We start from the raw sequence: 12,602 nt of genomic DNA, 5'->3' as shown, positions 1-12,602 counted from the left end.
ATTATTCTGCCCACCAGAGGGCATCGTCTGGTTTTTTTGCGATCGACGCGACTTCTTTTTCACTCGATACAGTCGGATGCGATCCTTTAAGTGCTTTACCGGCTGTATTTTTAAAGAGGAAGAAGAACGTGACGAACCCGATGACGCTGACTGCTGTTAGATAGAAAGCGGGAGCGAGCGGATTTTGCGTCTCATGGACGAGCCAAGTCGAAACGAGTGGCGTCGTTCCACCGAAGATCGAGACCGAGACATTGAACGTCACGGATAGTGTCCGGTAGCGGACATCCGTATAGAAGATACTTGGTAGCAGACTAGGCATCGTTCCTTCAAAGATCGCCAAGAAGAATCCGAGGATGAAGATTCCGATTCCGACGAACAAGAGTGGTTTAAGACCAATCAAGAAGAACGACAGGATCGAAAGCAACGATAGTCCTGCTAACGCGAAGAGGACGATATTGCGATTGCCTTTTTTATCACTTAGTTTTCCGAAGAAATAAGCGAGTGGAATCATGATCACCATGACACCGGTGATGAGAATCGTACTTGTCGAACTTGACATACCAATGACTTCATCAAGGTATGATGGCATGTAGGACAAGAGCATATAGTTCGTAATGTTGAAGAACGCGACAGCAATGAAACAAAGGATGATATCACGCTTATGATCGCGTAAGATTTCGCGGAATGTCGCGGGTTCTTCTGTATTTTCATTAATCTCATTTTCGAAGATTGGCGACTCATCCAAATGACGACGTAAATAGAGACCGAATAAACCGAGTGGTGCTCCAAGGATGAATGGAATCCGCCATCCCCAAGATGCCATTTGATCATCTGATAAAGTGACAAAAAGTGTTGTAGCAAGTAATGAGGCAAGAATGTACCCACCTAGTGTTCCGATTTCAAGACCACTTCCAAGAGCACTCCGTTTGTTATCAGGTGACGACTCGGCAATGTAGACCATTGCTCCGGCATATTCTCCGCCAGTCGAGAACCCTTGTAAGATGCGGGCTAATAGTAAAAGGATGGGTGCCCAAATTCCAATTTGATCGTAGGTCGGTAATAATCCGATGATAAGCGTTGAACCGGCCATCATAACAATTGTCGTCGTTAAGACGACCTTCCGTCCAAGTCGATCTCCGATGCGTCCAAAGACGATTCCGCCGATTGGTCGCATTAAAAAAGCGATCGCAAAGGTCGCAAAAGTAAAGACAAGCTTCAGTTCATCATTTTCAACAGCGCTAAAGAAGTTTTGACTGATGATGATTGCGAGATAGGAATAAAGACCAAAATCGAACCATTCCATCGCATTCCCAATTCCGGTCGCGTAGACACTCTTTTTGGTTTGCTGCATGTCAACGACATTGACTTTTTCTTTTCTGAATTTCATAAGTTCTATTCACTCCCTTTGATAGGTTTGTATCGTACCATAGCAGGAAATGAAGTCAAGTTACCAATGTGCTTAACCAATTGAAAATGACTGAAAATGGCTCTATGCCGGGAGTTGTTAAACCGTTGATGCTCTAAGGACGAACAAGGGTGTGCATTTTTTATGAAAAAAATTGAAATTTTTTTGGATGTTTTCTTAAAATCGAAACAATTTTCATGTGTTTTCATAATTAAAAAAATCAGTAATCCGCCTATAGAAGGAGGGCAAAAGGACCATATTTTGGTGATTTAAAAAAACAGATGGAAAAGTGAAGGAGGAGTATATATGAAAAAGAAATGGATCGCAATCCTGGTTATCGGTCTCATTGTAATAATCGGTGGTTGGTATGTCAGTTTTCAAGAATCACAAGCATCTGGTTTTCCGGTGCCGCGATTTGCTACGGCAATTGAAAAACAAGGTGAGTGGAGGATCAAAACTCGACTTGTCTCGGAAACCGATGGACCGGGTTTACTGTATGGAACTCGGATTCGACAAGCCGGTTGGGAAGAACTCGATCGTGAAGGCGCAACAGCGTGGTATGAAAAAGAAGGGAAAGTGGTTGCCTTGACGACGTTTGATGGGGAACTGTATCTCGAAAATTCTAGTAAAGAAGAGATTCGATTATAAAATCACAAAATGAGGCCATGATTGGATCATTGCTGTAAGAACTTCAAAAGGATTGCATGGCACTGGCTCATGCAATCCTTTTTGTTTTAATCGTCTTTAGAAGAGGAGAGTTGTTTATGGGTCTTAGAATCGTAAATTTTATAGGAAATCGGGAACTGATGATTCTTCGTTGAAATGACGCGACAATAATAGGGCACGTCTTCTCCGTACGCTCCTAATTCCGGATTTTCTAGGAAGGTGAAATCCTCATAATCCTCTGTTGAGTCGAAAATAATAGAAATGGAGTGAGTCTTGCCCGAGTTTTCCTCTACATAACAGTCACCTTTGATGACAGCATGGTTCTTGAAAACGATCTGCGTAAGGCTAGGAACCGTCCAGTAGAGTAGTCCAACTCCAAATAACGTGATCAAGATGAATTGAAGTTTGTTTTTAAGTGATTCTGTTGAGTCTTTCCATGTACTAATCGTAAAAAAAACGCCGCCAAAAAGTGTAATGATTCCGAGGATGAGCATTCCATAGTATTGAATAAGTTCACGATTCATTCAAGTTTGCTCCGTTCCTCATAAATATAGTCCGTTCGCCTGGACGACGAAGTGTGAATGTTCGTAATGGTAGGTGATGACGGAATAGTCAAACGGACGACCATTCGTTAAGTGAAAGACTGTCTCGATCGTCAATCCAGGATCGCCCTCGGCGAGATCCAGATGACGAGCCGTCTCTGCGCTTAATTTCCCGACGTGCATGTACATATCCGAGAATCCAATGTTCAATTGCAGTGCTGTCTCTAAATATTCGAAGATTGATTGTTCGACGATTTCGCGATTTAAGTACGGTACGATCGATTGACGATAATAAGACTCTTCGAGACAGAGGATTTTGCCGTCAATGAAACGGATTCGCTTAACGTAATAGACTGTCTCACCCGATTCGATCCCAAGATTCTTCGCGATATTATCCGTTGCATCGATTGGTTCGAGTACGAGAACAGTTGACTCAATCGTATGACCGATGAGATTCTGCTTGAATCCTTGAGTCGAGAACAGTCGAATATAGCCGGTCCGATTCGTCTTACGGACAAAAATCCCGCTTCCACGGACTTGAAAGATGATGCCTTTTCGTTCAAGCAATTCGAGTGATTTTGTCATCGTCGTTTTACTGACGGCGAACTGCCGGATTAGTTCTTCGAGGATGGGTAGTTTGTCGCCTTGCTTTAACTCATGTTTTTCTATGTATTGCTCGATTTCATCGGCAGTTTGCTGGTATTTCAGCATAGGACACCTTCTTTTCTCACGAACTGATTTCTAATGTGAGTTTAGCATATTATTGATGTCTCCAAAATAGAATAGTTAATTAAATTATTTATGTATTGATTAATTGTGCATGTACAATTAAAATGAAAGGGTATTCAACGCGTCATATTCAGGGGAGGTACACAATATGGGCAAGGTTCGCGATTATCAAAAACTGGCGCACTCGATTTTAGAAGCGGTCGGAGGAGAAGAGAATATCATCAGTGCTGTTCGATGCGCTACACGACTTCGTCTTGTCTTAAAACGTTCAGATCCAGTAGCCAAAGAAACGGTCAGTGCATTACCTGGCGTCATTACGGTCGTTGAGTCTGGCGGGCAATTTCAAATCGTCATTGGTCAACACGTTGGAGAAGTCCATCAAGAATTTGTGAAACTCGTCGATCTAGAGCAATCGGACACGGAAGAGGCACCGAAAGGGACGGTCCTTAACCGAATCATAGCGACGATGTCAGCCGTTTTTGCACCGTTCGTTTATATTTTAGCTGCAGCAGGAATTCTGCAGGGAACATTGATTTTGGCGACACTTGCTTTTCCAGCATTTGCGAAGACGGGCACTTATGAAGTCTTCAGCTTTATTTCGTGGGCGCCTTTTACGTTCTTGCCAATTTTCATTGCCATCACGGCAGCGAACCATTTTAAGGTCAATGCATTCATTGCCGTTGCGTGTAGTGCAGCACTGGTCAGTCCAACGTGGGCAGACATCGCGGCGCGCATTACTGCAGGTGAATCCATCACGTTTCTAGGAATTGCTTTATCCGGAACAACTTATACATCATCGGTCTTACCTCCATTATTCCTCGTCTGGATTTTGTCCTACGTCGAACGATTCCTGAACAAGACGATCCACGAAGTCGTTCGTCCATTGTTCGTGCCATTCTTTAGTATGGTGTTGATGGTTCCATTTACGATTCTCTTGATCGGACCGATTACGACACTTGGTGCAGAAGGGATTGCAAATGGGTATAACTACTTAGCAGAGAATGCTCCTGCGGTCGCTGGTCTGATCATTGGTGGCTTCTGGCAAGTCATCGTCATCTTCGGTGTCCACTGGGGTGTCACGCCGATGGTGCTTGCGAACTTCGAACAATATGGTCGTGATTCATTCCAGGCGTATCAAACGATTGCCGTCATCGCCCAAATCGGTGCTGTCATCGGCGTCATCTTAAAAGCACGAAACAAAGAAACAAAAAAAGTCGGTGTCTCAGCAGGACTAACAGGTATCTTCGGCATTACAGAACCAGCCATCTATGGTGTGACGCTTCGTTTTAAGAAACCGTTCATCTACGGTTGTATCTCTGGTGCGATCGGCGCCGTCACGGCGAGTTTCTTTAAACCGTATTACTTTGCTTACGCCGGATTACCGGGACCATTGACGCTCGTCAACGGAATCGATTCCGACTACCCGTCGTCCATCATCGGTTTATTGATTGGAACAGCGATTGCCTTGATCCTGCCGATTGTCTTGATTCAAGTATTCGGTTTCGGTGAACAAGCATCACCTGTCGTCGCAACGGAAACGACAGCGACCCCTGTTGCTGAACAAGAAGTCAGTGCAACACTAACGAACGAAGAGACGCTACGTGCACCACTTGAAGGAACAATTGTTGCCTTATCGGATGTGCCGGATCCCGTCTTTGCTTCGGGGGCAATGGGTCAGGGAGTAGCGATTCGTCCGACGAACAACCGGGTCACGGCCCCGTTTGACGGGACCGTCGTCATGGTAGCCCCGTCCGGTCACGCAATCGGGCTACGGTCAACGAGTGGCGTCGAAGTTTTGATCCATGTCGGTCTCGAGACGGTGAAGCTCGACGGTAAACCGTTCACGTTACACGTCAAAGAAGGTGAAGCTGTGACGACCGGTGACCGCTTGTTGACGTTTGATGCGACAGCAATTGAAGCGCATGGACTCGAGACGATTACGCCGATCATCATCACGAACACCCAAAGTTATGCGCAAATCTTACCGACGGACGAGACCGTCACGACGGCAAACACACGGATTTTAACAATCATCAAGTAAGAGAAATAGAAGGAGGACATGAAGATGAAGACATTACCAAACGATTTTCTATGGGGCGGTGCGCTAGCAGCGCATCAATTTGAGGGTGGCTGGAACGCTGGTGGCAAAGGGCCGAGCGTCGTTGATGTATTGACGGCAGGAGCACACGGCGTCGCACGACGTATCACGGATCAGGTAGAGGAGAATGAATTCTATCCGAATCACGAGGCGATTGATTTTTATCACCGTTATAAAGAGGATATCGCGCTGTTCGCTGAGATGGGACTGAAATGTCTTCGGACATCGATCGGTTGGAGCCGGATTTTCCCGAACGGAGACGAAGCTGAACCGAACGAAGAAGGACTGAAGTTTTATGATGACGTCTTCGATGAATTACTGAAATACGGCATCGAACCAATCATCACGCTGTCGCACTTTGAGATGCCACTCCACCTTGCGCGTGAATATGGCGGTTTCCGTAATCGGAAAGTAGCGCTGTTCTTCGAAAAATTTGCGGAAGTCTGTTTCACGCGTTACAAAGACAAGGTCAAGTACTGGATGACGTTCAATGAGATCAATAACAAGATGGATGTCAGCAATCCACTGTTCCTCTGGACGAATTCAGGTGTCCTCCTCGATCCGGAAGAGAACGCGATGGAAGTCATGTATCAAACGGGACATCATGAATTGCTAGCGAGTGCGCTTGCTGTCGCAAAAGGGAAAGCGATCAACCCAGACTTCGAGATCGGAGCAATGGTTTCGCACGTACCAATCTATCCGTACTCATCGCACCCGGAAGATATTCTACTTGCTGAGACATCGATGCGTCAGCGTTACTTCTTCCCGGATGTTCAAGTCCGTGGTTATTATCCGTCTTACGCATTGAATGAGTTCAAACGAGAAGGATATGACATTCCAATCTTAGACGGTGATGCGGAGATTCTTCGTAACGGAACGGTCGACTATCTCGGATTCAGTTACTACATGTCGACGACTGTCAAACATGATGCCGTCGTCAATAATACAGGTAACATCGTTAACGGTGGTCTCGCACAAGGTGTTGAGAATCCGTACATCCAGTCGAGTGATTGGGGCTGGGCGATTGATCCGGTTGGTCTTCGTTACGCGATGAATCGTCTCTATGACCGTTACCAGATTCCGTTGTTCATCGTCGAGAACGGCTTTGGTGCGATTGATACAATCGAGGATGGTCAAATTCATGACACGGCGCGAATCGATTACTTGCGTGCGCATATCGAAGCGTTCAAAGCAGCCGTCCTCGAAGATGGTGTTGAGTTGATTGGGTATACGCCGTGGGGCGTCATCGACATCGTCTCCTTTACGACGGGGGAAATGAAAAAACGCTACGGTATGATTTACGTCGACCGAGATAACGAAGGCAACGGATCGATGGAACGGATGAAGAAGGATTCGTTTGACTGGTATCGTCACGTCATTGAGACGAATGGTACTGCGTTACACAGTTCAGAGACAGCAAAATGATGAAGCAAGGGGTAACGGAAAAATCCGTTGCCTCTTTTTTTAAGGATTGGAATGAAAAAGAGACGGGGTATGGCACACTAAAGAAAAACGGAGGATAAATAGATGATCAAAAAACGATATGCTGATCGGCGTGACTGGAATCGTATCAAACAGCGACACTATGTTCAAGAGCAGGTCGAGAATGAAGTGTTTCAAGGGCAAGTGACGCTTCTTCAACTGATTGAAGTCGCTTCACCATTAGACGTCAAGTATGGCGACGAAACGATTCGAATCGCTGACGCTGGTTACGTCTGGGTACAACAATTTCCAAGTGATGCTCATTATGCTGTGACCTCGATGTTTGATGCTTCAGGTCGGTTGGTGCAAACCTATATTGATATCTGCCTTCGTACTGGAATGGAAAACGGACGTGTCTACTGGGACGATCTATTTCTTGATCTGATTGCTTTGCCATCGGGAGAAGTCTTGTTAGTCGATGCGGACGAACTGGAAGTAGCACGGGAGCAAGGGACGGTCTCACAATCAGACTATGCGCTCGCTTGGGCAGAAGCAAATCAACTCCAGAACCAACTACAAGACGGGTCTTTTCCGCTAGTCGCTCATGCAGAAGTGATGAAAAGGCAGTTAGAGCAGCAACTCAAGTAGGGAACCCCGCGCTGACGGGATTCCCTGTTTTTTAGGCATGTTGTTCTTCTTTCACTTCGTCCGTTGTAAAATACTGTTGCTTGTGCGGGAGGAAAACCATTCCAAGAAAACAGATTGTCACCAACATGAGCAAACCAGCGAACAGGATCGTACTGAAGCGAATCGACCAAATATCGCCGAGTAGACCAATGCTGACGATCGCTAGAATCTGTAGCAGACTGACACCGACTCCGTAAAGACTCGTAAAGCGTCCCATTAAGTGTAGTGGAATATTCGTCTGTTGGAACGTTAGGAAACCGGTCCCCGCAAATGCGTGGAAACAACCGAGTAACAAGAAACCGATACAGACGATTGAAAACGAATTTGCACTTGCGTACAGCATATAACCGATAGCGACAAACGTATAGCCAATCGTCAGCATCGTCCGAACGGAAAGGGTTTTAGCGTAGCGGGCGACGACCCAGCTGCCGGCGACGGAACCGATCCCAGTCAGACTCATCAGTAAACCATAATCGGTTTCCGATAAGCCGATGCTTCGCTGTAAAAAGACGACTTCTTGCGTATCGAGTGCAAGCGTCGCGATCATCATCAGCATCGCGAGGACATACAATCCAGTCACATAATACGCGTCTTTACTGAACTGATAGACAAGCCGCCAATCGGACAAGATGTCTTGCAGCCGCATCCCTCGTTCGACCGAAGCGGTAAAACGCGGCAAGCGCATCAGCAGAACAGCTGATCCGAAAAACGAGACAGCGTTGAGCCAAATCGCAATGTCGGCAGAAGCAACATAGAGCAATCCTCCAGCGAGAGCAGGACCAATCAAAAAGGCACCTGACGTGATCAGACTACGATAGGCATTAAACGACGTCCGATCGTTTTGTGGAACAAGCGTCGTGATGTAGGTCAACGTTGCCGGTTCAACGACTGCTTTGATAATGGCTATGGCGATCAAGTCGATGTAAAGCAACGATAGTGGTAAAAATGGCATGATACCGATTAAGAAAGCACGCAACACATCAGTCTGAATCAACAGTCGACGTAAGTCGGATCGGTCGACCCAACTTCCTGCGAACGACTTGATGACGAGAGAGACGACCGGGCTGATGATCCACAGCGCAGCAACGGCAGACGCTGAACCGGTCAAACGGTAGATATAGACATTGATCGCAACGAGATAAATGAAGTCACCAAACTGTGAAATACCGAGCGCACTTAAGAGTATTCGTTCCCGAGAAGACATGACAGCATCCTTTCTTACATCATTTTCCAATAGTATACCAGAAAATTCAGATAACGTTTTCATATATCTCTATACTTTTTAAGAAAGAGTGGGTATACTTGGAAAAAATCAAAGGAAGAAGGGTTCGATCATGTTAACGACCATCGATTTATATCAAGCTTTGCCTGTACTTGAAACGGAACGACTCCGTTTGCGACCAGTTCGCACAGAAGATGCAGCAGATATCTATGCCTATACGAAAGATGAAGAGACAGCAAGATATGTCAGCTGGCATGCGCATAAAAGCCTTACGGATTCTGAACAATTCGTCGAACACATCCTTCGCCAATACGAACTAGGGAATCCTGCACCATGGGCAATCGAAGACAAAACGAGCGGACGGGTCATCGGAACGATTGATTTCATCAAAGTCTCGTTTGAGCAACAGCAAGCAGAACTCGGTTATGCGCTGTCGCGCGAGTACTGGGGGAAAGGTTTGATGCCGGAAGCAGCAGCGCGTCTTGTACAGTACGGTTTTGAGACACTCGGACTCGAGCGCATTCAAGCTCGTTGTTTTGTTGCAAATGATGGATCTGCTCGTGTCATGGAAAAGATCGGTATGACGTTCGAAGGAATCTCGCGGAGTGCTTTATTTGTTAAAGAGCGTTTCTGGGATTTAAAGATTTATGCGATCACGCGTAGTGATTTTGAAGGAAGGTAAGCGATGGGTTCACGACTGATGCATGCCTACATCGGACAACGATTGATTACGTCATTACCGGAACTTGACCCCGCTCGATTTCTTCTCGGTACGATCGCTCCTGATGCACGCTATGACGAGAAGGAGCAAGCCCACTATTATACGGGTGAATTAGCGAGCGGGACACGAACAATTGACTACGAAGCATTTTGGGGAGACTCGACGTCTTGGAATCCATCTTTTCGAAGTGGCTACTACGTCCATCTGATAGCGGACGATATTTGGTTACGCGGTTTTTATATGGGGTGGTTACGACAAGCGATCATAGCCGACGCCTCGATCGGTTCAAGATATCATGATGACTTTAGGCGGTACAATACACGCATCGCTCCGTTCGTGAAATGGAATGAACAAGCGATCAACGGAGCGCTTCATGAAGTGAGTGTACAGTCGAGGTGGAAAGCACTTCCACAATTTGTTGGCGAGGTAGAAGAGGACCGACGAACCGTTCTGCCACAAGAATATGATATCTTGTTGCCGCATCAATTGGACGGATACATCGAAACAGCGATTGAACGGTCCATCCATCACTTAGGTGAAAAAGGGCTAAAGATCGAGACAGCCAAAGAATCATCTCCGAATCATTGAATTGATCCATCTAACGGTTCCGAATAAGATGTAGCAGCATCCGTTCAGCAGACCAATCCACATCAGGTTAATCAGACTTTCTAAACCTTCAAACTAATCCATGAGTGGTGTGACGAATAAAGCGAATACAAAAAGTACCATGACGGTCCAACTGACGGTTCGAATTAGGAAGAGAATTGTTAAGCCAGCGACTACAGCTGGTACGATTCGTTTATAGATAAGATAGATTGCTGCCACGTTCAACGATAAAATATAGATTACAAACGCAATTAAAAATAATTGCGACATAAAATCACCTCCGAATAACAATAAGACGAAGAACGCATCCATTTAGATTAGGATGCGTTCTTCTATATTTATTGTAAGATGTCTTGAGAATAATCGTATGAATACGGTTGAACAAAAAGAAAATCGATTTTTAAATTTTAATTCAAAGCAAAATACTCGGAATAAGTTTAGAAACATGTTAAACTGGAAATAAGAAAAGTAAGGAAGTAAGGAATATAAGAAAAACATAGAAAGAAGGAAGTTCGTGATGGAGCTATCAAAGTTAACGTCAAAAGGACAGATCACCATTCCTAAAAAAATTCGGCAGGCCTTGCAAGTGGAGGAAGGAGATCGCGTGGCATTCATTGAGGAGGACGGGTTTGTCATCATGGCGAAAGCGGATTTGAAACAGCTGCATGACCTTCAAGATATATTGAGCGATGAGACGTTCAAGACGCTCATCCACAAAGCGAATCATCATTTATAAAATTTAAAAGAGGAGGAAATATAACATGGATATGCGAGAAGTAGATTTACCAGGAATCGGGCGGAAGTTCGAAGGCATCACGACACGAGGAGATAAGGTGGTCGTCATCGTTCACGACGACGGACGTCGAGAGGTCCATCATTATGATGACGATGATTTTGATGAGAGCATCTCGAGTGTGACGTTTAATGACGCAGAAGCTCGTCAAATGGCAGGAATTCTCGGAGGACTGTCTTATAAGCCGAAAGATCTCGAAAAAATCGAATTAGCATTTGATGATCTTGTGATCGAATGGTTTAAAGTCGGTCAGGATTCAAAAGTCAACAATCGAACGATCGGAGAACTCGATGTCCGCAACCAGTACGATATCTCGATTATTGCCGTGCTCAAGCATGACCGTTCAAAATCGCTGAATCCTGGACCAGAAACGCGTCTTGAAGTGGGAGATACCATCGTCTTATCAGGTGAGCGTCAAAACGTCCGTCACATCACGAAAGCATTATTCTCAATCGAAGGAGGCGGATAATATATGGATCATCTCATATTTGAAGTCGGTACCGCGCTTATCTTAGTGGCGATCGCGGCATTGCTCGCGAATAAACTTAACTTCTCGATCATTCCGTTTTTAATTGTTTTAGGAATGATTGTTGGACCGCACGCTCCGACAATCGGGATACTAGACTTCAAGTTCATCGAAAGTGCTGAGTTCATCAGTTTTCTCGGACGAATCGGCGTCCTGTTCCTTTTATTCTATCTCGGTCTCGAGTTCTCGATTGGTAAATTGATCCGGTCTGGGAAATCAATCGTTACGAGTGGAACGATTTATTTATCCATTAACTTTACGGGTGGTCTACTCTATGGATTCATCGCGGGTTTCCCACTTTACGAAGTGTTGATCATCGCTGGAATCATCACGATTTCCTCGAGTGCGATCGTCGCAAAAGTCTTAGTCGACTTACGTCGGACTGGTAATACAGAAACAGAATTGATCCTTGGGATCATTATGTTCGAGGATATCTTCCTAGCAGTTTACTTGTCTGTTTTATCTGGACTCTTGCTTGGTGACGGAACAACCTTAATGTCTTCTGTCACATCGATTTTGATTGCTCTTGGTTATATGTTGTTGTTCTTCATCATTGCTCGAAAAGCGACACCACTCTTGAACAAAATGCTAAAAATCGCATCGGATGAAGTCTTCATCATCGTTGTCTTTGCTGCCCTGTTCTTCGTTGCTGGTTTTTCAGAAACGATTCATGTCGCAGAAGCAATTGGTGCCTTGTTACTCGGTCTCGTTTTCTCGGAAACGGATCAAGGAGAGCGGATTGAACATCTTGTCGTACCGTTCCGTGACTTCTTCGGCGCCATCTTCTTCTTTAGTTTCGGATTGAGTATCGATCCGACGATGCTCTTAGATGCTGTCTGGCTCGCACTTGGTGCTGTCGTCATCACGATTGTCGGAAACTATGTCGCGGGAATGATTGCAGGACGTAAAGCAGGACTTTCGCATAAAGCTTCATCGAACATCGGCTTGACGATCGTCTCGCGCGGGGAGTTCTCGATCATCGTCGCGAATCTCGGTATCGCCGGTGGATTGATGGATATCTTGTCACCATTTTCGGCTCTGTATGTCTTGATTCTCGCGATTCTCGGACCACTGATGACAAAGGAATCGAAACGCATTTACAACGTCATGAATAAAATCTTCAAATGGACGGAACCGAAAGAGAAAAAGACAAAGAAAAATGCGTAATACGATGTAAACGAACAG

The 12,602-nt window shown here is 45.4% G+C and carries 14 protein-coding genes; 9 read left to right on the top strand and 5 right to left on the bottom strand.

Annotated features, from left to right (window positions below; translation table 11 throughout):
* Position 1: 1 nt before the first annotated feature.
* Entirely contained in the window at positions 2 to 1,387 is a 1,386-nt protein-coding gene (locus tag ACN9MT_RS08810) for an MFS transporter (protein WP_035407564.1), read from the bottom strand.
* 324 nt (positions 1,388 to 1,711) lie between these two features.
* Between ACN9MT_RS08810 and ACN9MT_RS08805 the strand changes: the two genes are divergently transcribed.
* Positions 1,712 to 2,053: a hypothetical protein gene (locus ACN9MT_RS08805; RefSeq protein ID WP_426272076.1), complete on the top strand. Its 342-nt coding sequence runs from the start codon at positions 1,712 to 1,714 to the stop codon at positions 2,051 to 2,053.
* Between the two features lie 86 nt (positions 2,054 to 2,139).
* Here ACN9MT_RS08805 and ACN9MT_RS08800 read toward each other — a convergent pair whose 3' ends face one another.
* A complete protein-coding gene (locus tag ACN9MT_RS08800; RefSeq protein ID WP_426272075.1) occupies positions 2,140 to 2,595 on the bottom strand; it encodes a hypothetical protein in 456 nt (151 codons plus the stop codon).
* Between the two features lie 18 nt (positions 2,596 to 2,613).
* On the bottom strand, positions 2,614 to 3,324 hold the full coding sequence (locus ACN9MT_RS08795) for a GntR family transcriptional regulator (RefSeq protein WP_426272074.1): 711 nt from the start codon (positions 3,322 to 3,324) through the stop codon (positions 2,614 to 2,616).
* A gap of 166 nt (positions 3,325 to 3,490) precedes the next feature.
* Here ACN9MT_RS08795 and ACN9MT_RS08790 point away from each other — a divergent pair, with 166 nt between their 5' ends.
* The 3 genes from ACN9MT_RS08790 (at position 3,491) to ACN9MT_RS08780 (ending at position 7,510) form a co-directional block, all read left to right on the top strand.
* A complete protein-coding gene (locus tag ACN9MT_RS08790; RefSeq protein WP_426272073.1) occupies positions 3,491 to 5,383 on the top strand; it encodes a beta-glucoside-specific PTS transporter subunit IIABC in 1,893 nt (630 codons plus the stop codon).
* Between the two features lie 24 nt (positions 5,384 to 5,407).
* Positions 5,408 to 6,865 (top strand): 6-phospho-beta-glucosidase BglA, encoded by a 1,458-nt coding sequence (gene bglA, locus ACN9MT_RS08785; protein ID WP_290773975.1) that lies wholly within the window; start codon positions 5,408 to 5,410, stop codon positions 6,863 to 6,865.
* 102 nt (positions 6,866 to 6,967) lie between these two features.
* Positions 6,968 to 7,510, top strand: coding sequence for a DUF402 domain-containing protein (locus tag ACN9MT_RS08780; protein ID WP_426272072.1), 543 nt, complete (start codon positions 6,968 to 6,970; stop codon positions 7,508 to 7,510).
* A gap of 31 nt (positions 7,511 to 7,541) precedes the next feature.
* Here the strand turns inward: ACN9MT_RS08780 and ACN9MT_RS08775 are convergent, their stop codons facing one another.
* The gene (locus ACN9MT_RS08775) at positions 7,542 to 8,753 is read right to left on the bottom strand and encodes an MFS transporter (RefSeq protein WP_426272071.1); all 1,212 of its coding nucleotides are present in this window, start codon (positions 8,751 to 8,753) and stop codon (positions 7,542 to 7,544) included.
* Between the two features lie 130 nt (positions 8,754 to 8,883).
* On the opposite strand from ACN9MT_RS08775, the gene ACN9MT_RS08770 reads away from it, so the two are divergent.
* Entirely contained in the window at positions 8,884 to 9,453 is a 570-nt protein-coding gene (locus tag ACN9MT_RS08770) for a GNAT family N-acetyltransferase (protein ID WP_426272070.1), read from the top strand.
* Between the two features lie 3 nt (positions 9,454 to 9,456).
* Entirely contained in the window at positions 9,457 to 10,080 is a 624-nt protein-coding gene (locus tag ACN9MT_RS08765) for a zinc dependent phospholipase C family protein (protein WP_426272069.1), read from the top strand.
* Between the two features lie 93 nt (positions 10,081 to 10,173).
* Here ACN9MT_RS08765 and ACN9MT_RS08760 read toward each other — a convergent pair whose 3' ends face one another.
* The gene (locus tag ACN9MT_RS08760) at positions 10,174 to 10,368 is read right to left on the bottom strand and encodes a hypothetical protein (protein ID WP_426272068.1); all 195 of its coding nucleotides are present in this window, start codon (positions 10,366 to 10,368) and stop codon (positions 10,174 to 10,176) included.
* A 247-nt stretch (positions 10,369 to 10,615) separates the two neighbouring features.
* On the opposite strand from ACN9MT_RS08760, the gene ACN9MT_RS08755 reads away from it, so the two are divergent.
* The 3 genes from ACN9MT_RS08755 to ACN9MT_RS08745 are packed head-to-tail and all read left to right on the top strand — an operon-like array spanning position 10,616 to position 12,584.
* A complete protein-coding gene (locus ACN9MT_RS08755) occupies positions 10,616 to 10,834 on the top strand; it encodes an AbrB/MazE/SpoVT family DNA-binding domain-containing protein (protein ID WP_023468485.1) in 219 nt (72 codons plus the stop codon).
* Positions 10,835 to 10,859: 25 nt separating this feature from the next.
* Complete coding sequence (locus ACN9MT_RS08750) at positions 10,860 to 11,360, top strand: cation:proton antiporter regulatory subunit (RefSeq protein ID WP_214728206.1); 501 nt, start codon at positions 10,860 to 10,862, stop codon at positions 11,358 to 11,360.
* Between the two features lie 3 nt (positions 11,361 to 11,363).
* Positions 11,364 to 12,584, top strand: a complete 1,221-nt coding sequence (locus ACN9MT_RS08745) for a cation:proton antiporter (protein WP_035407596.1) — start codon at positions 11,364 to 11,366, stop codon at positions 12,582 to 12,584.
* Positions 12,585 to 12,602: the final 18 nt, after the last annotated feature.

This window comes from Exiguobacterium sp. R-17 (assembly GCF_049913315.1).
GTDB lineage: Bacteria > Bacillota > Bacilli > Exiguobacteriales > Exiguobacteriaceae > Exiguobacterium_A.
This window is presented reverse-complemented; position numbering and strand designations above follow the sequence as displayed.

Coding starts and splice junctions, on each gene's coding strand:
- ACN9MT_RS08805 (WP_426272076.1), top strand. CDS start 1,712: ATGAAAAAGAAATGGATCGCAATCCTGGTTATCGGTCTCATTGTAATA.
- ACN9MT_RS08755 (WP_023468485.1), top strand. CDS start 10,616: ATGGAGCTATCAAAGTTAACGTCAAAAGGACAGATCACCATTCCTAAA.
- ACN9MT_RS08765 (WP_426272069.1), top strand. CDS start 9,457: ATGGGTTCACGACTGATGCATGCCTACATCGGACAACGATTGATTACG.
- ACN9MT_RS08750 (WP_214728206.1), top strand. CDS start 10,860: ATGGATATGCGAGAAGTAGATTTACCAGGAATCGGGCGGAAGTTCGAA.
- ACN9MT_RS08775 (WP_426272071.1), bottom strand. CDS start 8,753: ATGTCTTCTCGGGAACGAATACTCTTAAGTGCGCTCGGTATTTCACAG.
- ACN9MT_RS08780 (WP_426272072.1), top strand. CDS start 6,968: ATGATCAAAAAACGATATGCTGATCGGCGTGACTGGAATCGTATCAAA.
- ACN9MT_RS08745 (WP_035407596.1), top strand. CDS start 11,364: ATGGATCATCTCATATTTGAAGTCGGTACCGCGCTTATCTTAGTGGCG.
- ACN9MT_RS08790 (WP_426272073.1), top strand. CDS start 3,491: ATGGGCAAGGTTCGCGATTATCAAAAACTGGCGCACTCGATTTTAGAA.
- ACN9MT_RS08810 (WP_035407564.1), bottom strand. CDS start 1,387: ATGAAATTCAGAAAAGAAAAAGTCAATGTCGTTGACATGCAGCAAACC.
- ACN9MT_RS08795 (WP_426272074.1), bottom strand. CDS start 3,324: ATGCTGAAATACCAGCAAACTGCCGATGAAATCGAGCAATACATAGAA.
- bglA (WP_290773975.1), top strand. CDS start 5,408: ATGAAGACATTACCAAACGATTTTCTATGGGGCGGTGCGCTAGCAGCG.
- ACN9MT_RS08770 (WP_426272070.1), top strand. CDS start 8,884: ATGTTAACGACCATCGATTTATATCAAGCTTTGCCTGTACTTGAAACG.
- ACN9MT_RS08760 (WP_426272068.1), bottom strand. CDS start 10,368: ATGTCGCAATTATTTTTAATTGCGTTTGTAATCTATATTTTATCGTTG.
- ACN9MT_RS08800 (WP_426272075.1), bottom strand. CDS start 2,595: ATGAATCGTGAACTTATTCAATACTATGGAATGCTCATCCTCGGAATC.